Annotated in this window: 15 protein-coding genes; 4 read left to right on the plus strand and 11 right to left on the minus strand. The window is 66.5% G+C overall.

The window, feature by feature from the left end; genetic code table 11:
- Window positions 1-139 precede the first annotated feature (139 nt).
- Window positions 140-1,927, plus strand: a complete 1,788-nt coding sequence (locus tag ACOQPH_RS02620) for a solute carrier family 23 protein (protein WP_420623200.1) — start codon at window positions 140-142, stop codon at window positions 1,925-1,927.
- Here ACOQPH_RS02620 and ACOQPH_RS02625 read toward each other — a convergent pair.
- The gene (locus ACOQPH_RS02625; protein ID WP_420623201.1) at window positions 1,909-2,997 is read right to left on the minus strand and encodes a class I SAM-dependent methyltransferase; all 1,089 of its coding nucleotides are present in this window, start codon (window positions 2,995-2,997) and stop codon (window positions 1,909-1,911) included. The two genes, ACOQPH_RS02620 and ACOQPH_RS02625, sit on opposite strands and share 19 nt — an antisense overlap.
- Before the next feature lie 131 nt (window positions 2,998-3,128).
- Here ACOQPH_RS02625 and ACOQPH_RS02630 point away from each other — a divergent pair, with 131 nt between their 5' ends.
- Both ACOQPH_RS02630 and ACOQPH_RS02635 read left to right on the plus strand, forming a co-directional pair.
- Window positions 3,129-3,329, plus strand: a complete 201-nt coding sequence (locus tag ACOQPH_RS02630; RefSeq protein WP_420623202.1) for a hypothetical protein — start codon at window positions 3,129-3,131, stop codon at window positions 3,327-3,329.
- Window positions 3,330-3,359: 30 nt separating this feature from the next.
- On the plus strand, window positions 3,360-3,776 hold the full coding sequence (locus ACOQPH_RS02635) for a hypothetical protein (protein WP_420623203.1): 417 nt from the start codon (window positions 3,360-3,362) through the stop codon (window positions 3,774-3,776).
- Window positions 3,777-3,868: 92 nt separating this feature from the next.
- Here the strand turns inward: ACOQPH_RS02635 and ACOQPH_RS02640 are convergent, their stop codons facing one another.
- From ACOQPH_RS02640 to ACOQPH_RS02650, 3 genes are all read right to left on the minus strand, one after another.
- Window positions 3,869-4,483, minus strand: coding sequence for a hypothetical protein (locus ACOQPH_RS02640; protein WP_420623204.1), 615 nt, complete (start codon window positions 4,481-4,483; stop codon window positions 3,869-3,871).
- A gap of 1,082 nt (window positions 4,484-5,565) precedes the next feature.
- The gene (locus ACOQPH_RS02645) at window positions 5,566-6,453 is read right to left on the minus strand and encodes a M15 family metallopeptidase (RefSeq protein WP_420623205.1); all 888 of its coding nucleotides are present in this window, start codon (window positions 6,451-6,453) and stop codon (window positions 5,566-5,568) included.
- Window positions 6,443-8,386 carry an ABC transporter ATP-binding protein gene (locus tag ACOQPH_RS02650; protein WP_420623206.1) on the minus strand — a complete coding sequence of 648 codons (1,944 nt, stop codon included), beginning with the start codon at window positions 8,384-8,386 and terminating at the stop codon, window positions 6,443-6,445. The genes ACOQPH_RS02645 and ACOQPH_RS02650 overlap by 11 nt, the downstream gene beginning before the upstream one ends.
- 264 nt (window positions 8,387-8,650) lie before the next feature.
- Between ACOQPH_RS02650 and ACOQPH_RS02655 the strand changes: the two genes are divergently transcribed.
- Window positions 8,651-10,060 (plus strand): ATP-binding protein, encoded by a 1,410-nt coding sequence (locus ACOQPH_RS02655; RefSeq protein WP_420623207.1) that lies wholly within the window; start codon window positions 8,651-8,653, stop codon window positions 10,058-10,060.
- A gap of 120 nt (window positions 10,061-10,180) precedes the next feature.
- On the opposite strand, the gene ACOQPH_RS02660 is transcribed toward ACOQPH_RS02655, so the two are convergent.
- The 7 genes from ACOQPH_RS02660 to ACOQPH_RS02690 all read right to left on the minus strand — a co-directional run bounded on the left by ACOQPH_RS02660 (window position 10,181) and on the right by ACOQPH_RS02690 (window position 19,870).
- Window positions 10,181-11,167 (minus strand): lysophospholipid acyltransferase family protein, encoded by a 987-nt coding sequence (locus ACOQPH_RS02660; protein WP_420623208.1) that lies wholly within the window; start codon window positions 11,165-11,167, stop codon window positions 10,181-10,183.
- Between the two features lie 105 nt (window positions 11,168-11,272).
- Window positions 11,273-12,862, minus strand: a complete 1,590-nt coding sequence (locus ACOQPH_RS02665) for a lactate racemase domain-containing protein (protein WP_420623209.1) — start codon at window positions 12,860-12,862, stop codon at window positions 11,273-11,275.
- Window positions 12,859-15,255, minus strand: a complete 2,397-nt coding sequence (locus ACOQPH_RS02670; RefSeq protein WP_420623210.1) for an HAD-IB family hydrolase — start codon at window positions 15,253-15,255, stop codon at window positions 12,859-12,861. Before ACOQPH_RS02670 ends, ACOQPH_RS02665 begins: the two co-directional genes overlap by 4 nt.
- A gap of 64 nt (window positions 15,256-15,319) precedes the next feature.
- Window positions 15,320-16,315: a hypothetical protein gene (locus tag ACOQPH_RS02675; protein WP_420623211.1), complete on the minus strand. Its 996-nt coding sequence runs from the start codon at window positions 16,313-16,315 to the stop codon at window positions 15,320-15,322.
- A 2-nt stretch (window positions 16,316-16,317) separates the two neighbouring features.
- Window positions 16,318-17,442, minus strand: a complete 1,125-nt coding sequence (locus ACOQPH_RS02680) for a D-alanine--D-alanine ligase family protein (RefSeq protein WP_420623212.1) — start codon at window positions 17,440-17,442, stop codon at window positions 16,318-16,320.
- 65 nt (window positions 17,443-17,507) lie between these two features.
- On the minus strand, window positions 17,508-19,193 hold the full coding sequence (locus tag ACOQPH_RS02685; protein ID WP_420623213.1) for a Mur ligase family protein: 1,686 nt from the start codon (window positions 19,191-19,193) through the stop codon (window positions 17,508-17,510).
- Window positions 19,190-19,870: an alpha/beta fold hydrolase gene (locus ACOQPH_RS02690; RefSeq protein WP_420623214.1), complete on the minus strand. Its 681-nt coding sequence runs from the start codon at window positions 19,868-19,870 to the stop codon at window positions 19,190-19,192. The genes ACOQPH_RS02685 and ACOQPH_RS02690 overlap by 4 nt, the downstream gene beginning before the upstream one ends.
- Window positions 19,871-19,907: the final 37 nt, after the last annotated feature.

Below are 19,907 nucleotides of genomic sequence, written 5' to 3' on the forward strand. Positions count from 1 at the left end.
AACTGCAGCGGGTTGGCGCGCCCGCCGGCCAAGGCAACAATCTAAGAGGTTCACCCTGTCGTGACCTCCTGGGCCAGAGAGTCCATTGCGGCAGGGCGGCCTCGGCAATGAATTTCATTCATTACTAAGGTCTTCTTGTGTGACTGCGGGTGGTGCCCCGCTGGCACCGACCTATGAGCCGGATGAAACTCCGACCGGTCGCATCGCCGCGGGTGTCGCCGTCCAGCTTTCGTTGCTGATGGTCGTTCCGTTGGCAATCCTGCCGGCGCTGGTGAGCCAGCTTGCCGGCGAGACACACGCGGTAGCTGCACGCGCAGTCGTCGTCTCCATGGTCGCGTGCGGTGTCACGACGCTGTTGCTGACGGTGCGCCTGGGGCGCCTGCGCAGCGACGGCCTCTACGTGGCCACTGTCGACTTGGTCAGCCTGCCGTTCTGCATCCTGGCGCTGGCGAGCGGCGGGCCCGCCACGCTGGCAGCGCTGGTCGTCGTCTCGGGACTGTTCCAGGTTGTGATCGGACTGAGGCTGTCGTACCTGCGTCGGCTGGTGACGCCGCAGGTGCGTGGCACGGTCTTGATCCTGGCATTCGCCTCTTTGGTGCCGGTGCTCGCAGATGCCGGAAGCTCGATGGAGCAGCGACTCGATTGGTTCGTGCCGGTCAGCATTGTCGGGACCGCTGCGACGATCATGCTCATAGCGATCTGGGGACCGAGATCGTGGCGCATCTGGGCCCCGGCGATGGGTTTGGCAGTGGGACTTGGCGTGGCAGCCGCCCTCGGCGCCTACGACTTCGATCTCGTGGCTGACGCTGCGTGGCTCGGGTTCGGCGATGTCGGCGCCAGCCCGGGCTGGGACATCGACTACGAGACGTTCTTGTCGATGCTGCCGTCGTTCCTCATCGTGTCGTTCGCAATCCTCGTTCGCATGCAGGGCATCTCGTCGAATACCCAGATGGTCTCGTGGCGGACCCGACGCACTCTGGATTTCAGGGAGGTCCAGCGTGCCAACTGGCGCACGGGCCTTGGGACGATGCTCGCGGGTGCCGGGGGTGCTTTAGCGGTGACGATCGCGGGCGTCGGTCCCGCCTTCATTCACCAGACGCGGTGCGCGTCGCGTCGCATGGGCGCTATCGCGGGCTGCTTCTTTCTGCTCGCCGCATTTGTTCCCAAGCTGAGAGCCATTGCGGTGGCTGTGCCGCGCCCGATCTTGGCCGCCTACGTCATCGTCGCACTGGTTCCCCTGGTCCTGCGGGTGGTGATCGGCTCGGTGCAACGCTTGCGCAGCCTTCGAGAGGCCTTGGTGATGGTGGCACCCATCGTCGTGGGTCTGTGCGTCGAATTCGGTGTGCTGTCGCTGCCTGCGGGGGCCGTGTGGGACGCCGTGACTCAGAACGGCCTCACGGCTGGGAGCTTGGTGTTGGTCATCGCGGCAGTCGCGAACAGCTTCGCCGGACGTCGTGCGAGTCTCGAAATCGAAGTCAGTGCTCGCAGCACGGCTGAGCTGACGCAGTTCGTGGCCAACTTTGCGGCCAGGCGGCGGCGCGATGCCGAGAGCGTGGCGAGACTCGAAGCTGCAGCAGAGGAAGCGCTCGCCGTCCTCAGCGAGCAGGCTTCTTCAGGTTTGGCGACGACCCGGCGGCGAGTGCGAGTGACCATGAGGATGGACCGTTCCGGGACAGTGCTGGAGTTCTTGAGCGCTCCGAGCGAAGGGCAGAACCTCGAGGAACGCATCGCGCTGCTTGCCGAGCCCGAAGCCGAGACCATGGAGACAACGATCGAGCGTGACGCAGCGCTGCGGCTGCTGCGGCACTATGCGAGCGACGTCAGCCACCGGCAATACCTGGAGGCCGAGATCCTCACCGCGGTGGTGCCGATCGGCAGTTCCCGCCACCGACTCGGATCGAGAGAACCTCAGGGCCGGACTTCGTAGTACAGGTTTGCGGCGTCGCTGAAGTCGTGCTGTTCGAAGCCTGTGAACCCGGCAGCCGCCGTCAGCTCACGCGCCTTGTCCGGATAGAGGCCGAGCGTGCCAAGTCCCATGCCGCCGGGCTCGCTGAGCGCCGACTGAAGGCAGCTGGTGATCGAGAACCCATAGAACATGGCCAGCATCGGGTTGCGCTGGTCTTGGGAGAAATCGCCCCTGGAGCGAATGTCCTTGATGAGCAGCGTGCCGTCGGGCGCAAGCGCGCCCCGGATCGCCTCGAGCGCGATGTCGGGCCGGGGCATGTCGTGCAGGCAATCGAAGGTCAGCGCCAGGTCGAAGTCGCCGGTGTCGGGGGCGTCGGCCGCTCCCGCCTCCACGAACGTCGCGTTCTCGAGACCGGCCTCCTCGGCGCGCACTCGGGCCTGTTCAACGGCGATGGCCGAAGGGTCGAAGCCGACCACTTCGGTGTTCGGCCATTTCTCGGCGATCAGACATGCCGAGACACCGGCGCCGCAGCCCACGTCGAGCACCTTGGCGCCGCGTTCGAGCTTTGCGACGACGCCGTCAAGGCCGGACAGGATGACCGAGGTGAGGTTCTGACGGCTGAACGGGCCGGTGGTGCGGGCCAGGCCCGCAGCCGCCCGGGGGCCCTGCTGCTCGTAGGTCATGCCGATTCCCGTGCGGAACGACTCGATGATCAGGTCCTGTGCCGAGTCGCCGAGGCCGCCACGGAATGCACCCATGGCGAAGTGCAATGAGCCCTCTTCGTCGACCAGCAGTGCTTCAGCCTCTGGGGACATCGAGAATGCGCCGTCGTCGTGCGTGACCAGGCGGGCCGCTGCGACCCCGTACAGCCACTCGCGCACGAGCCGCTCGTTGAGACCGGTCGCCTCGGCGACATCGTGACTCGTGGCTGGCTGAGTGTCGGCCAGCGCCCCGAACAGCCCGAGTTCGTCGCCGATGTGCAGCATCGACGACACCATTTCGCCCATCTTGTAGGACCACACCTGGAAGGCGAACTTGCCCAGCCGGTCCGGATCGATCTCACGCCGCTCACTCACGGTTGCCTCAGCCATCTGCGAGACGCTAGCCGTCCGAGCAAGCGGCTTCCCGAGGTCAGCCGTTTACAAGGTGATTGGTAATTTTGCCTTGTAAACTCATCGTCATACCCGACGCAGGTGATCTCAAGGTGTCTTCCAGGGGTCAAATGAGCCTTCCCGCGGCAGCACGCCATCGCTGGGGCCTCGACGAAGGCGGCCGGGTGGGTTTCCTCGATATCGGCGGCGCCGTCCTGCTAGTTCCGGGTGGCGTCGAGTCGATGCGCGGCGAAATTCTTGGCCTTGTGGGCGAATCCGAGTGGGAAGCTGCACGAGCCGGCTTCGGTGACCCCGACCTTGCAAGCGAGTGAAGCCGGCCCAGAGAAGTTGAGCCAGGGCTGGTGACCCAGATCGTCGACGACCAACTCCTCGGAGCGATCCTGCGCGGCGACGATCCACCGCGGCCCGACGAGCCCGTGTTCACCACTGGCCATTGGTACGTAAGGCTGTGCCAGGCCGTTCTTAATGCAGCCGAGCGTGCGGGAGCGCTGTCTGCGCCCTTCGCCGCACTGCCCGAGAACTTGCGCCGGCGTGCCACCGAGGCACTCGTGGAACTGCCGACCGGCATTGGTCTGGTCAGCCTGGGAGAGCTGGGGCCGCTGATCGGGCGGCTCCGCCAGCGTCACCAGCTCAACGTGGGGGGAATCGAAGTGCTCGCAGCGGCTCTCCACCTCGGCGCCGACGTGTATCTCTCAGCACCCTCGCCCCGACTCCAAGCAGCCCTAGACGCCGAAGGCCGCAGCTACGCGCCCGCCTGATCGGGTGATTCCTCTTCCGTCGTGCGACGTTCAATTCCTCACATGTGGCAGATGGCTCGAGGCCGAGACCCCGGCTTCCCGCGTCAAGAGTCCTAAAAGCGGTGCAAGGTGGTGTTCGAAGCTCGGAGAATGTCCGGAACACGGCTGTAGTGCCTGACCCAAGCGGCCTTCACAGATGACAACAAGTCGAGCAACCACAAGATGGTTTCATAATCCGCACGGAGATTCCGCTGGACGATCGGTTCGTGGTGTGCGATGCGATTCCGCAATGTACGCACTCGATCAAGCTGGCCGTGGACGCGCCGACGTGCTGGTGTTGGGTCGAACGCGCGATGCAACACCGGACGCCATAGCGAGGCGTCGTAGCGCTTTGCGAATAAGCCAACCCAGAATCCCAGGTTGGTGCTGGCAATAATTCCGCCCGGAGTTTCAGGCTTTCGCTCGCGGCGCAACGCCTGCCTCGCCCCACGAATCGCGGCCCTCTGTGTCTCGTGAAGCGGAGCCGTGTCGTACCAAGCACGTCCTTCCGCAGCCGTCATGAGTGCGTGCACCGAATTTCGAAGCGCGACTTCGAGGGCTTGAAGCGGGCCGTGAAAGGCTGAACCCAACGCCGCGTTGAGGGTATAGAGGTAAAAGGCGGCCAGTTCGTCGCCGTCCGCAAGCCTCTCATAAGTTCCGAATCGCTCGGGTGAGATGGTGCGTCGCAATTCATTCCGCGTATTTAGGTCATACCCAAAGGGCGGGTGTGGCTGCCGACGAGGGCTCACTGGTAGTGTCATTGTCGTAAGCTCCTCGTTGGCCTCTCACGGAAGCTGCTTGGGGCAGACCTATCAAAGGGGGCGACGCCGTTTCCGGCGTCGCCCCCGGCGCGTACTAGAAGGGTTCGACGGATTGCGACGTCGCAGCTCGGGAGACGGCGGCGAAAGTGCTGGTAGGTGACGGAGCGGATGGCGCCGGTGGTTGGCCTGACGCTGAACCGTCAACGCCATAAACCATCTGGAGGGCGAGCTTCGCCATCTCCAGCCACTGCACTTGTTCAGCCGTACTGAACGGTCCATCGGCCGGCAATTTCGACCAGAGTCCGCGAAGCAGCGGATCGGTCGGACCTTCTTGAACAACATCCCGACGCGTTGGCTCCGGTGCTTCGGCAATGACATCTGGCTCACTAACGGTCGTGTCAGGAGGCAGCCCCTCCAAGCGACTCGAAGTAGCGGGCCGCACGAGTCGATTCCGACCGACCCTGAAGAACCCAGCAAATGTTGCGGATCGCTGAAAGGTCTGCCGCGCTCTCGCGACTGACTTGGCTGTGACTCCAAGAGAGCGCATTTCTGCCTCAAGGCCAGCATCAGGTGGAAGCACTCTGGCCGAGAAGTCGTCATACAACCGCCGATAGAGCGGTACGTTTAGAAACGCTTCGATCGCTGCAGTCTCTCGTTGCTCAGGATCGATGATCGCCGAACCGAGTTCCGTGAGCATGACCATCTTGGAACGGCGTTGGATCAAATTGAACATTCGGGCCGCCGACATCGTCGATCGGAACTTGCTACTAGCTGGCGTTGTCTTAAGCCATGCTGCTAGCTGGACCAACTCACATTCGCGTCCTGCGTTGTTGTGGATGGCGAGAGCAGCCTCTTGTGCTTCGTCCAGGGCGACATATGGAAAGGCGATGTTCGAACGGCCACTGCTTCCGTCGACTGCTGCGCTCCTGTTGACGGAGCTTTCTTGGTGACGCCCGAAGCGTATCCCGCGTTGGTCCCAAGAGCGAGCGTCGATGCTCTGTTGGGAGGTATCAGTTGCGGCAGAGGGGGTCGTCACCGGCGGGGGGTTGGTGGAAGCACAGGATCGCTTCCCGCCCGACGTAGGTGAACTCCCACGGCTCGGGCACCGGGCCTTGCTGGCCGCCATCGGGCGGGTAGCTCGGGATCCAGCCGTGCTTCTTGGCGTTGGCGAAGTTGTCGGCTGACAGCCACTTGTAGGCGGGCGTTCGCCCAAAGTTGTAATACCCATGCTGGCCGATGTCGATCGCGTACCCCGTGTGGTGCTTGGAGTAGCCCGGCGGCGCCGACATCGTCAGGCGCTCGGAAAGATCGTCGATCCCATATGGCGCTTCGTACGGCCGCAAGAACACCTCTCGCTGGTACCGGTGCCCCCGGTAGGCGGAGTTCAATTCCAGCTCGTAACCGTGCGCGGCAGCGTCTTGCGCCAGGGCCAGCCATGCCGCCGCCGCGGGCCGTTGCAGCGCGAGGCCGTCATCGATGAGACGCATCAGCGCGTAGTTCGCTGGCAAGGGTCGGCGCTGGTAGCCGCGGTCTTCGGCGCTGGCTCGTATCTGTTCGTCCATCTCCGCTGAGTCGGTGATCGTCGGTGGGCGGTAGATCGACGACAAGTTCGGCAGCGCTGCGGTGTTGAACAGCCGGTTGAACTCCGGCCCCGTGAAGTACGGGAAGGACAGTGAATGGACACCGGCAGGCACAGGCTCCTGCCAACGCGACTTGGGTTCGTCGACGGGTGCTGGGGGTACCCATGGCCCGGTGATCGGTTCGTCGACCCAGACCTGCGGCTCGGTGACTGCGGCCCCAAGCGCGCTCGGGGAAACGAGGGCCGTCAGACCGAAGGTCAGAGCTGCAATGGCCCAGCAGCAGCGTCGCCAACGTGGGGGAGAAATCTCAGGTGACACCAGCGGGCTCATCGGTACCCACGAGCGTGCGGTACAGATCGGCGTAGAGGCCATTTGCGGCGAGCAGATCGAGATGGCGACCCTGCTCGACGAGGTGCCCACGATCGAGCACCAGAATCTGGTCGGCGTCGGTGATGGTCGAGAGCCGGTGAGCGATGACCACCGCAGTGCGGCCGGCGAGCGCTGTCGCGAGCGCGCTTTGCACCAAGGCCTCGTTCTCGCTGTCGAGGTGACTGGTGGCCTCGTCGAGCACCACGATGGCGGGACGCTTCAACAGCACCCGGGCTATGGCCAGACGCTGCTTCTCACCGCCCGACAGCCGGTAGCCGCGCTCGCCCACGACGGTGTTCCAGCCGTCGGGCAGGCTCAGGATCAGCTCGTCGATGTGCGCGGCTCGGCAGGCCTCAAGCAGCTCGGTATCGGTGGCGCCGGGCTGGGCGTAGCGCAGGTTGGCGGCGATGGTGTCGTGGAACAGGTGCGGGTCCTGCGAGACGACGCCGATGTTGGACCGCAGGGACTCCGTCGTGACCTCACGCACGTCGTGCCCGTCGATGAGCAACGCGCCGCTGTCGATGTCGTACAGCCGGACTACGAGTGCAGCGAGCGTCGTCTTGCCTGCGCCCGACGGCCCGACGAGCGCGACCGTCTGGCCTGGTTCGATGACTGCGGACACGCCTTGGAGCACCGGTCCGGTCCGAGCATCGCTCGATGGCGGGGCCGCTGCGCCGCTGGGTTGCTCGGGCGGCGTTGCCACGCCGCTGGGTTGCTCGGGCGGCGTTGCCACGCCGCCCAGTTCGGCGAGAACGCTGCTGTCGGCAGGGGGATACGTGAAGGTCACGTCCCGCAGCTCGATCCGCCCCTCCACTGCGCCGAGCTTGACGGCATCGGGGCGGTCCGCGATCGGGTTCGGCAGGTCCAGCACCGCGAAGACGCGCTCAAACGAGACCAGCGCAGTCATCACGTCCACACGGGCATTCGTCAGGCCGGTCAGCGGCATGTAGATCCGCACCACCATCAGCCCCATCGCCACCAGCGTTCCGATGGTGAGCGCACCGGAGATCACCAGGTGCGCACCCACCCAATACAGCATCGCCGCCCCAACGGCTCCCACCAGGCTGAGGCCGATGAAGAACGCCCGCCCGTAGAGCGCGCTGCGCACACCTATGTCGCGCACCGTCCGTGCCGTGCGGCTGAACCCGGCCCGCTCGACGTCATGACGCCCGAACAGCTTGACCAGCAGCGCGCCGGCCACGTTCAGGCGTTCGGTCATCACCGTGTTCATCGAGGCGTTGTGCTGCATGCTTTGCCGGGTCAGTGCTTGCAACCGCCGGCCCACTCGTTTGGTGGGTGCGATGAACACCGGCAACAGTGCCAGTGCGAGCAGCGTCAGCCGCCACTCCAGCGCCATCATCGCGACGAGCGTCGTGGACAGCACGATGGTGTTGGACACCACCGAGTTGAGCGTGCCGGTGAAGGCCCTCTGGGCACCGATGACGTCGTTGTTCATGCGACTGATCAGCGATCCGGTCTGCACGTGGGTGAAGAACGCCACCGGCATCCGCTGCACGTGGTCGTACAGGCTCACTCGCAGGTCGAAGATGAGGCCCTCGCCAATACGCGCCGACCACCAGCGCTCGATGAACGACAGGCCCGCCTCGGCGAACGCCGCGGCCACGATGATCCCGGCCAGCACGTTGAGCTGCCACCGATCTCCGGTCGGGATGGCGTCGTCGATGATGCGCCCGAACAGGATCGGCGGTACCACAAACGCCAGCGCGCCAAGCAGTTGAGCAATCAGGACTCCCGTCAGCGCCGACCGGTACGGGCGTGCCAAGGCTGCCGCCCGGCGAACGGTGCCCGGCGCTATGTGACGTCCTTCGACGCCGGCCGGGTCGTGTCCCATCGCGGCGTGCGCAGATGCCATCGACTGCATGGATCGAACGATACGAGACGCTCCCCGAACCGCAGCGGCAGTGTGGTCTCAGTCGGCCCAGCGCTATGGCGGCATGAGGCTGAGCGCGGTGCCTGCAAGCGTTGGCGATGTCGCCCGTGTGTCACGAAATCTGGATAATTCACCGTACTGTGGGTGAAAAAACATGTATTAATCTCCAAAGACTGAAGGAATAACCCGGAAATTTCTCCGCCGTCGAGAATGCGCTCGATACACTGCCCGACAACGGGGGAAACGGGTACGCAAATGCAGTATGGCGAGGTGCAGCAGCGGTTGAGCGAGTCCAATCGCTGGTGGGGCGACCCCGACGGCTGGACGAACAACGATCCCGACCTGCGGAGGGCCGGTCAAGCCCCGTTCCGCTACACCGCACAAGTGCTAGCCGACCTTGCTCACGGCGGCCTCTACACCCTGCGGGGGCCGCGGCGGGTGGGCAAGTCGGTGGAGGTGAAGAAGGCCATCGAAGCTCTGATCATCGGCGGGGCCGACCCGCGCCTCGTCGTCTACATGTCGGTCGACGGCTGGCAGGCCGACGACTTGGGACGGCTCGTGGACGCTGCCACCGTGTTTCAGGCACCAGGGCACCGTTACTGGTTCATCGACGAGATCACCTCGATCACCGACGGATGGCCCCACCGCATCAAGTGGCTCCGCGACAACGACAGCCGTTTCGGCGACGACACCGTGGTGCTCACCGGGTCGTCGGCTGCCGACCTCGGCACGGCCATCGGGACGCTGCTGGGACGGAGGGGCGACGCTGTGAGCCCCGACCTCGTGCTGCTGCCGATGGGATTCCGGACGTTCGCCAGCCTCCGTGCCGAGAGCCGAGACGAAGCACAGCCTCCGAAGGACATGGGCCCGCTGCAGGTCGCGGACCTGGGCACCGACCGGCTGAGCGAAGCCGCCCATGAGATGGTTCCGTGGCTGCACGCCTTGGTGATGGCCTGGGAGGCTTACTTGTCGGCTGGCGGTTTTCCGCAAGCGGTCACCGATCACATCAACGCTGGTGCCGGTGACTCGACGCTGTCCCGCAGCCTGCTCGATCTGGTCCACCGTGACGCCCTCAGTCAGACTGACTGGTCCCGCGTCCAAACCGGCGCGTTCTTGCAGCGGCTCGCGGGAGGGCTGGGATCGCCAGTAAACCGTTCAACTATGGCCAACGACCTTCACACCTCGGCCAACACAGTGCAGCGACGCATCGCGGCGCTCCGAGAAGCCTTCGTCCTCTGGCCATGTCACCGCTCACAAGACCTGCAGCCCCAGCTGCGCGCGCAGGAGAAGCTGTATTTCATCGATCCAGTCTTCACCCGCCTTGTTCCCGATCGCCCGACCGATTCCTCGCTGCTGTCTGAGCAGCAGCTTGGGATGGCTCTGATGCGAGGGCTGGAGCGAGATGAGCCCGGCAGCTACTTGGAGTTCGACCGAGTGCTGCATCATCGCAACAAGTCGGGAACCGAGGTCGACTTCGTAGGCGCCGGCCTTTGCGGCTGCGCTATTGAGTCGAAATACGTCGACGCCCGATGGAGGCGAGCCACCCGAACCCTGCGGGACTCCCCGTGGCGGGGCATCGTGGCCACCCGTTCGGTGTTCGACCTCGAAGATCCCGACCTCATGGCTGTCCCCGCCGCCCTCCTCGCCTGGCTTATCGACACTTGAGCGTCGGCGAGCAATCAGCCTCGACACTCCCACGCCAAGGCTGCTCAACAAGGCAAAGGGGAGATCGGGCCAGATGCGTTACGTCAACTTTGGCTGCGGTTTCATGGCGATGCCTTCAGGTCAGACGTAGGGCCAGCGACGCTTCGCGACCGCCGGGCTGTCGGGCCCACCATCGGTTGGCGGGGGCTCGGTGAGCGCCCAGCGACGGCGCCACGCCGATGCCGAGGGGCCCTCGATGCCGGGGCTGTCGGCGCTGTGCAGGCGTCGGCGCGCCGCGAACCAGTTGCCGGTCGCGGTTTCGTCCGCCAATCCCTCCACCGCTGCTTGCAGCCGCCGCGTGAATCGGCGGTTGTTCTCGTCCTCGCCGAAGTCCAGCGGGCGGCCGAAGTTGATGACCGAGCGAGCACGCCTGGGCCACGCTCGGCCCTTGCGCAAGATGTCGAAAGTGCCCCGGATGTGCACAGGCACCACAGGCACGCCGGCCTGCTTGGCCAAGAACGCTGCACCCGGTCGGAACTGCTGGCCCCAGCCGTCACGGGAGCGACCGCCTTCGGGGTAGATCACCAGGCTCCAGCCGCTGCGCAGCAGCGTCACTGCCTTGTCGATCGTGCGGCGGTTGAGCGCGGTCCGCTCGATGGGGATGGCACCGACGAACAGCGCAGAGATCGCCGAGGTGGCCCGGTTCCCGAAGAAATAGTCGGCCGCAGCACCCACCACCAGCCGGTTGCACCACGGCTCGGGAATCGAGGTGATGATCACTGCGGTGTCGGCGTGGCTCTGGTGGTTCGCGGCAAACACAGCCGGCCCGTCCAGTTCGCTGAGCCGGTCGACGCCCTTGATCGTCGGCTGGGCGTAGTAGCGCACCAGTGCTCGCGCCACCGTGTCGCGGGCCACTCGCCGGGCCACACGAGCTGGAAAGCGCCGAGCCCAGTCGGTGTTGTAGTTCGATCCCACATTGGCCGGCAGCGGAGTCTGGCCCTGAGGAGTTGGTGCCGCTCGCAGCGGGAACTCTGTGCCGCGCACGACACGCGTCACCGAGGCCTTCTTGCGCTGCGCACGCTTGGATCCGAGGTGCGACACGGCGGCGCGACGGTTGGGGTCGCTCATCGCTGCACGCCCTCGTCCGCACTGCGGCGGCAATCTCGTCGTCGCGACAACCCCGGTGCCCCCTGCCTCATCGCTTGGCGCCTCAATGCTCTAGGCCCCGAGAACTCAGACTACGTCCGCCATCAACATGGGCGGATTGTGAATATGGGTGATTGACGGGTCACGTCCGACCACGTCGGTCGCCATTTCCAGCGCATCGTTCAGCGTCGATGCTGAACGGAAACCCAGGCGTTGGGTAGCAGCCTTGTCGCCGCCGACGATGATCACCCCGCCCAGGTGCTCCAGCGCGTGCGCGCACCAGTACCACATGTAGAACGGATGCACGCCGTGGTAGGCGTACGACGTCCGGTACAGGTGCCGGTACCACTCGTCTTCGGCATAGCGCTTCTCGTAACGATGCTCGACGATCTCGGGATCGGTGGTGTCGGCCAGCACCTCTTCGAAGAAGTCGATGTAGCTGGGATGGTGCACCGGATGGAACTCCCACGATGTGGGGTGCGTCATGATCACCACCCCGCCGTGGCGGACGAGCGGCTTGCCCCGGTACAAGTTGAAGAAGTAGCCGAGCCCCAAGCACGCCACCAGGATCGGGTTCATGATCGAGTTGACGTTGTAGGGGCACAGGTATGGCAGCCCCATCGTGAGCACGTCGGCCTGGCCCTCCACCCGCACGAGGTGCTGCCGGTAGACGTTCTCCAGCGTCTGGCGATGGACCGCTTCGACCTCGCCGGCCTGTACCGAGGTGAGCCCATAGGGCGCCCGGATGCCGTGGAAGATGCGCCGAGCCTGGCGGCGGGACATGAGATCCAGCGCCGTCTTGGTGCCCATCAGCATCATGCGGTCCCGAGGCGACATCTCCCATTCGCGCCGCTGCAGGAAGCCGTACTGCGAAGGGAACGTGTCGTTGTTGAGCGTTGTCTCGATCTGGAACACTTTCACGCCGGCTTCGGCCAGCAGCCGACCTTGGCGCCAGTTGCGCGTGTGCAGCTCGGAGTGCTCGGGATCCATGAACGAGGTCGAGTGCCGCATCGTGTGCACGTTGTGGTGGTGGCGCAGCGCCGTGTAGGGCGACAGCCCGGTGGCGACGCTCTTGTGGCCGCCGTCCATCGAGACCAAGTTGATGTTCACGTACACCAGCAGGTCCGACTCGACGGCTCGCTTGGAGATCACCACCTCCTCCCCAGCGTCGGTTGTTCCCAGGTGGGTGAGCGCGTCGGGATCCTCGGCGTCGAAGTTGTAGAGCTGGCCGTGGGGGGCGAAGGCGTCATACACACGGTCGCCGACGGCGTGGCGAAGCTCTGCCTCGGTCATGCGGCGATGCAGCGCAAGCGCGGCAATGAGTTCGACGTCATCGACGCCGGCAGAGGCCGCCATGTCCAGCACCTGCTCAATGATCCGGCCACGGATGTCGGGGGCGGCCATCGGGGGCAGCGGCAGCGAGACATCGTCGAAGGCGATGGTCAGCTTCATGCCCGGATGCATGTAGGCGGCGAGCGGATCGCGGTCGCCGAGCGGGTTCGCCAAGGCCTCGGCGATGGCACGCTCGGGATCGCGAAGGGCTTCCAGCGGCTCGTTGGGGTACACGACCCGGCTGCCGACGGGCAGCTTCTCCAAGCGCAGACCCTCGCCGTGGTGGAACAGGATCGGCGGGGTTGTGCGGTCCACGTCGAGGACAAGACCCTTGCGCGCTGTCACCGCCTCGACCTTTCTTGCCCGGCTCCGACTGCGGTGCGGGCACGGCGTGTCCGGTAAGTTCGGTCCAAGCGATCCGTGCTGGCGCGCACTTTGAACGGCGGCGCGATCGGCAGCAGCGGCCGGGGGCCTCCCGGCGAGCGTTCCCAGTTCTCGCACAGCCAGCCCCGCTTGTCAGCAATGGTGACCAGCCGGGTCTCGGGATTGACTGCCACGGGATATCCCACGGCTTCCAGCATGGGCATGTCCGAGGCTGCATCGGCATACGCCACGCCCTGGGCGAGGTCGAATCCCTCCTCCGAAGCCCAGTCGACCATCATCTGAGCGCGTACCTCCCCGGTGGGCGGGACATCGATCATCTCGCCGGTATAGCGCCCGTCGCGGCTGTCGATGCGCGCAGCGATGATGTGGTCGAACAGCGGCGCCAGGGGCTGGACCGCCAGCTCGAGCGCACCGGTGATGAGCACCGTGCGGTGCCCCGCCGCCCGATGCTCACGCACTCGTCGCAGCCCGGCCGGGAACGCCTTCGTCAAGAACAGGTGGCTCAGCATCTCGGCTGCGTCGGCATCGAGCTGGCCCACCGGAGCGCCCTTGTAGCGCCGGTAGAAGTAGCGCAGGAAGTCGGTGCGGTCGCGGCGGTCCCGCCGCCACAGACCGGGCGTCTCGGCCAGGGTGCGCATGGTGAAGCGCAGGCGCGCCGCCGAGTCGAGCCTCCGGGTGGCGAGCCAGGCGTAGGTTTCCACCACGTTGCTGGCGATCAGGGTGTTCTCGAGGTCGAACGCCGCGAAATGGCGGGCCGGGTCCAGCACTGCGGTGCGCAGGCGCTCGTTGCGGCTCGGCCCGGTGCGGGGCTGGGGGGTGGTCTTGACACGTGCCTGGGCGATGACGGTCGGCAGATGCACATCGGCGATGTAGGTGGGCCAATCGATGACCCGAGGGTCGAAGCCGAACCTGTCGCGGTCGGCCGGGTGCAGTGATTCCCACAGCTCGGTGGTGCGCTCGATTTCGTAGAGCGCTTCGCACTTGCCATAGGCGCCGTAGAGCAAGACGTAGTCGCGGATCTGCTCGAGGCTGGCGCGCCGCTGTGCGAGCCGGATGGTGAAGTCGTTGCGGCCCCGCATCGGCAGGCGGTGCACCATCTTCTCGGCTGTGTTGAACAGCGACATGGCACGGTCGAGCTGGTTGTCCAAGCCGCTCGCGCCGGCGAAGCGCCATTGCGTGCTGGCCGTGGGATGACCCTTGGAGTCATAGACCGGATGGTCCTGGAACCATTGCATGGTCGTCTCGGTCAGCACTTTGAAGCGCAGGGGGTTCACGGCACCCGAGGCCACCTGGAAGATCTCTGGCTCGGGCACCGGTCCACGGGCGGCCACGGCGATGATCGCAGCCGCAACCATGTCGACCGGGATGACGTCGATCACGCCCTCTGGGTAGCCCGGGAAGGTGTCCAGCTCTCCCTTCGCGAATGACACGAACAGCGGCTCTGCCATGCGGAAACCGCGGATCCAGCCCGGAGAAGGCTCGGAGAAGGCCGATTCGATGATGGATGGGCGCACGATGGAGATGGGCACGTCGCCCCGCAGTTCCACCAGGGCCTGCTCGCCGAGTGCCTTGGAGTACGTGTAGACGTCAGGCCATCCCAGCGAGGAGGCTCGGCTGCGGCCAGCGGTGACCATCTCGGTGTCCACCCACTCCCGGCGCAGCTGCTCGGTCTTGGCGGCGAGCAGCGGCAGGCCGGCGGGGCCGAGCTCATCTCTGGCGTTGCGATGGAAGCGACGCAGGCGGTCCGGGGTGCGACTGGCCGCGTCGAGGTCGGCACGGGTGCGCCGGGCTGCAGCCACTTCCGCCCGCCAGTCCACGTCCATCGAGAATGGCGTGTCGGCCAGGAAGACCTCGGCCGCAGAGCCCCGCCGGTTTCCGGCGACGTAACACGTCGACACCGCGATCAAGTGCGGTGCGGTGCCTTGCTGCTGGCAGGCCTCGAGCACGCGATTCGGGCCCAGCAGATTGATCTCGATTGACGAGTCGAGCGGGCTGTCGAAGCTGACGGAGGCGGCCGAGTGGATGATGACATCGCAGTTGCACAGCAACTCGCGGTCCCCTTCGGACATGGCGAGGCCATCGACGCTCACGTCACCGGACACGACCGTGATGCGGCGGGCGCAGATGTCGTCGAAGTCGCTGCCCCATGCGCTGCGCAGCCGCTCGAAGGCGTCGTTGCGCAGGACCTCCCGCTCGACACGGCGATTCACGTCGGTACGGCGGCCCGGCCGCACCAGCAGCACCAGCTCGCAGTCGGGGACCGAGCGCAGCAGCCGTTCGACGAGAGCCGTGCCCAAGAATCCAGTTGCACCGGTGATGGCGATGCGCTTTCCGGTCAACGCGTCGGCGATCACGAGGTGTTGTCTAGCCCCATCCGAGCGCAGATACGTGCACGCAGGCGCAATCTGCCCCCTCTGCTCATGCGGATGGCTCAACAACCGACTCAGCGTTCAACTCAGCGAACAGTCGAGCGCAGGCTCTCACAGCCCGCCAGCCGCACGACAATGCGTACCGTTCGTAGTCGCTTCCGGGCGGTCCGAAGGTGGCCAAGTCGCGGCAGGCTGTTGCGTCCGTAGCGCCGCAGCGTTCCCACAGCTGGTCGAGGTACTCGTCGTGGCCCGGAGGTGGATCCTGCGGAGAACGGCCGGCGAGCGCGGGCGGCGAGCCGTCGTCGCCCACCAGCGAGGCACAGTCACGGGTGGTGCGGCCGCCGCACGTCCAACCGAAGCTGGCGTAGGCCGATCCGCCCGGCGCCGAGAGCACCAGCTGCGCGCAGGCGCGGCTGCTTGCGTCGCCGCACGCCTCCCACCAGCCGTCCAGTTCGGAAATGTTGCCTGGCGCCGGAGACTCGGGTCCGAATTCGATGCCCAACAGGCCAGCGTCAGCGCCCGTCTCGCCGAGCAGCACGCTGCAGTGCAGGTTCTCGCGCCCGCCGCAACTGAACGCGAACGCCTCGTAGTCGCTGCCGGCAGGTGATTCGAACAACAGTGCGTTGCAAGCGCTGGCGGCGCCCTCCCCGCACGCAATCCACAATTCGTCGAGCGACGTATCGTCGCCGGGCGGTGTGTCGTCGGGGTCGAACAGCGCGGGGGCACGCACGAGAGCAGCGGGCAGTGCTGCGTCGCGCTGTTCGCTGGGAGAGAGCACCCGTGTGTCTTCCGGCGCGGTCGATCCCGGATCGCTGCTGTCCAGTGCGCAGATGTCTCTGGCGATGTCTGTAAGCGGCTCGTCGATGGGATCGAGCGGCAGAGACAGCTCAGTCACGCCGAGGGCCGCAGCCAGGCGGGCGCGTTCGCACGCATTGAGGTCGGTCCCGTCGCCAGCATCGCCGGCGGGATCCGATGCGTCCGAGGTACTGCAACCCAGCACCAGCAGCGTCGCTGCAGCGCAAGCCGCCAGCACCCGTCCAAGCATCGCTACGCCAGCTTTGCGGCGATGGTCCCCACGGAGCGGAGGGCCGTGCCGTCGGCCCCTTGCGTTAGGAAGTGACGGGTAGGCCCGTCGAGCGCCTCGGCGATCAGATCGTCGAGCAACTCGATGAGGCTGTCGCCCTCACCGGACCAGAAGTACCAGCTCAGCGAGCCGGGGATCGGGTTGATCTCATTCACCCACAGCCCGTCGGGATCGTCGCCGCCATCCCACAGGAAATCGATGCGCATCACCGATCGGGCCATGACGAGGCGGCTCACTTCGACTGCCGCCGCACGCAGCGTCGACTCGATGGTCGCCGGCAGCGTGGCGGGCAGCTCTCGTGGCGCTGTCGCCATCCCGCCGCCACCGGTCAGGTACTTCTCGGCGTAGGTGTAGATCGTGGTGTCTGAGCGCAGCGGCCGCTCCACGGCGCTCAGCCGCAGCTTTGGCCAGGTTCGGACCGAGATGTTGAGATCGATGATGTCGGTGAGGTAGCGCTGCACAACAGCGCCGTCGCGTAGCAGCGGGGACGACTGCGCGAGCGCTCGCGCCGTAGCGAGGTCGGCGACGATCTCGATCCCGATTGAGGATCCGCCGAAGCGGGGTTTGACAATGAGCGGGCCGTCCGCCAGCTCTGCGGGCGCGGCGGTGTCGGGCTGCTCCGATGTGAGCAGCCACAGCGGCAGCGTCCGCAGCCCCGCAGCTTCTGTGGCGCCGCTGAACGCCAGCTTGTCCATGCAGATGGCTGCGCTGCGCTGCCCCGGGCCGGTGTACGCCAATCCCGCCAGGTCGAACAGGGCCGGCAAGCCGCCGTCCTCGCCGGGGCCTCCGTGGCAGCAGTTGATCACCACATCGACCGGCACCGGCCGGCGCCGCCGGTCGGCTCGTACGAAACCGCCCCCGGGGCGGCCTGCCAGCTCAACCTCGGTTGCCGAACGCGGCAGCCCGTCAGCGAAGGCTGAGGCCTCGAGATCGGGCGGGACTTCGTGCCACGTGCCGATCGGCGACCAGTACAGCGCCACCGGATCGCGTCCCGCTTCGGCGAGCGCGTGCACGGCCTGGAGTCCGGTGAGGATGGAGATGTCGTGTTCGGGCGACGGGCCGCCGAAGCAGACGCCTGGACGGGTCATGGGCGCGTCCGCCAAGTTCTCAACCGCTCGGCCATGTGGGCCATGTTCTCATGGGAGCGAACCGATCAGGGGTAGTGGTCGGGGAGGTCGTTCTCGTAGAGGACGGCGTCTCCGGCGCGCAGGTGTGCGCGCACCCAGCGGACCGCTTCGTCGCGGTCGGCCATGCAACGGACCGTGGCGCGGTCCGCGGTGCGGTCGTGAACCAGGCTGCGCGGATTCCGACCCCGGGTCGCTCGCCGTGCTGTGGCGTTGTCCCAGCCGGCTGCGCCGCCCAGCAACGCAGTCCGGTTGGTGCGGCCCACGATGAGAACGTCGTCGGCAACCTGGGCGGCGTGCTCGCCGAGCAGGCGATTCTCGTGTGCTTGGCTGCGGCCGAGTTCGACCATGCCGGGGGTGACCATCACACGCCGGCCGGCTTCGGTGTTTGCCAGCATTCCCAGCGCGGCCCGCGCACCGGCGGGATTGGAGTTGTAGGTGTCGTCGATGACGATGACGCCTCCGGGACTGCGTCCGCTGGTGCGACGGTGCTCCGGAATCGGCAGGTCGCAAAGGCGGCTGGCGATGTCGGCGTCCGAAACGCCCAGCACCGACGCCGCAGCCACAGCGCACGCCACGTTCGCCGGCGCCGAGTCGCCGAGCGGTCCGACGGCGATCTCGCGTCCGAACACCGTGATGCGGCGCGCCACAACTGCCTCATTGAAGGTCACGTCGAACCCAACGCCGGCGGCATCGTCGGGGGCCGTCTGGGCTGGATCGGTTGCCGCTGAAGGCCCATCAGGCGGGGCGTCGACTGGCAGAACCGTCACGTCCGCGCTGGGGTCCTGCGTCGAGCAGCGAATGACCCGCAGGCCTGAGGCGGCCAGCCGGTCGGCCTCTGTTCGCAGGCCGTACGCGTCGATGTTGAGAATCGCTGTGCGGCTCGTAGCGAAGATCTCCGCTTTGGCCGCCACGATGCGATCGAGACTGCCGAAGCGCTCGAGGTGCACAGGACCGATCGAGGCCAATAGCGACACCGAGGGCCGTACCCAGCGGGTCATGGCGGCAATCTCGCCGGGCCCGAACGTGCCCATCTCGGCGACGAATACCTCGGAGCCCGGCGTCAGGTGCTCGTTGACGCTGCGACACACACCCGCCGTGTTGTTGAAGCTGGCCGGCGTCGCCACCACCGACCGGGTTCCTTCGACCAGTTGGCGCAGGTAGCCCTTGATGGTGGTCTTGCCGTACGAACCGGTCACCGCCACCCGCACCGGGTCGATGTGGTCCAGCCGCTGCTGGGCGCGGTGCACCCAGCGACGGGACAGGAGGGCCTCGAGCGGCGCCAGGACCGCAAGCGAGATGTCCACCCACAGCGGCATGCCGAACAGCAGCACCGCCACGACCGGCGCCGCCAGACCCACCAGCAGGCCCACGCCGACCAGCACGAGCCACAGCAGCGCCAGCGTCGTCGCCACGGTGGCCAACCGCCGGGTCCACGCCAGTGGGCTGGAGCGCCCGCGGATCTCGAGACCCTGGGGTCCGACGGCCACGGCGACCGCGGTGATCGCCGGCGCCCACCAGAAGGCACCGCTCAGCACTACTCCGACGGCCGCAGCAAGCGCCAGCACACGGTTGTTCCGGTCGAGCAGCCACCAGCGCCGGGCAAAGCGCGATGTTCGCCCTACGCCGTAGTGCTCACGCTGGGCGACACGCAGCCAGCGGGAAGCCGCAATCACACCGGCCATCACCGAGGTCCACAGCACGACCTGGTTCACGGGAGGTGCCCGAGTTGCCGGCGCACGGCCGCTGCCAGCGCAGCTGGCGCCTCGGTGGGCACAAGGTGACCTACGCCGTCCAGGACGGTCAGGCGGGCGTCGGCGAGCATTCCGGCGGCCCGCTGCGCGATCTCGACTGGGACGGGTTCGTCTTGGCGACCCCATACGAGCTCGACGGACTGTGCGATGCGGCTGAGCCGGCTTTCGTATGTCTCGTTGACGACGGTGACGAGCACATCACGCATGATGCCGCTCGCGGCCCGGTAGTCGGCGCTGCCGTATCGCTGGCGCATGCGCTCCATCGTGCCGTCGGCGAGCAGCCCGCGGCGATGCAATCTGCGAGCGAGGCGGAATCGCAGTGCAGGTCGTGGTGCGGGGTGATCGGTACGTCGCAGCAGCGGTACCCCGCACAGCACCAACGAGGCGACGGCATCGGGCCGGCGTGCAGCCAGCTCCAACGCCACCCGGCCGCCGAAACTGTGCCCAAGCACGACCACCTTCGATGCGCATTCGTCGAGCACAGGCTCGACGGCGTCGGCATAGGCAGCTGCGCCTCCGGCTGCCGATGGTACGGGGCTGGCCCCGAAGCCGGGCAGGTCGAGCGCGATTGCATCGCTGCCGGTGAGGCATTCGAGCAGATCTCGATGGGTGCGGCCCCAGCCGTGCAGCGCGAGCACGGCAGAAGGCCGGTCACCGACGCGACTGCCGAAGAGG

This window comes from Candidatus Poriferisodalis sp. (assembly GCF_965221945.1).
Taxonomy (GTDB): domain Bacteria; phylum Actinomycetota; class Acidimicrobiia; order Acidimicrobiales; family Poriferisodalaceae; genus Poriferisodalis.

What these genes read in the sequence shown, in the direction of transcription:
- ACOQPH_RS02625 (WP_420623201.1), bottom strand. Translation starts at nt 2,997, where the DNA reads ATGGCTGAGGCAACCGTGAGTGAGCGGCGTGAGATCGATCCGGACCGG.
- ACOQPH_RS02630 (WP_420623202.1), top strand. Translation starts at nt 3,129, where the DNA reads ATGAGCCTTCCCGCGGCAGCACGCCATCGCTGGGGCCTCGACGAAGGC.
- ACOQPH_RS02650 (WP_420623206.1), bottom strand. Translation starts at nt 8,386, where the DNA reads ATGCAGTCGATGGCATCTGCGCACGCCGCGATGGGACACGACCCGGCC.
- ACOQPH_RS02655 (WP_420623207.1), top strand. Translation starts at nt 8,651, where the DNA reads ATGCAGTATGGCGAGGTGCAGCAGCGGTTGAGCGAGTCCAATCGCTGG.
- ACOQPH_RS02660 (WP_420623208.1), bottom strand. Translation starts at nt 11,167, where the DNA reads ATGAGCGACCCCAACCGTCGCGCCGCCGTGTCGCACCTCGGATCCAAG.
- ACOQPH_RS02675 (WP_420623211.1), bottom strand. Translation starts at nt 16,315, where the DNA reads ATGCTTGGACGGGTGCTGGCGGCTTGCGCTGCAGCGACGCTGCTGGTG.
- ACOQPH_RS02680 (WP_420623212.1), bottom strand. Translation starts at nt 17,442, where the DNA reads ATGACCCGTCCAGGCGTCTGCTTCGGCGGCCCGTCGCCCGAACACGAC.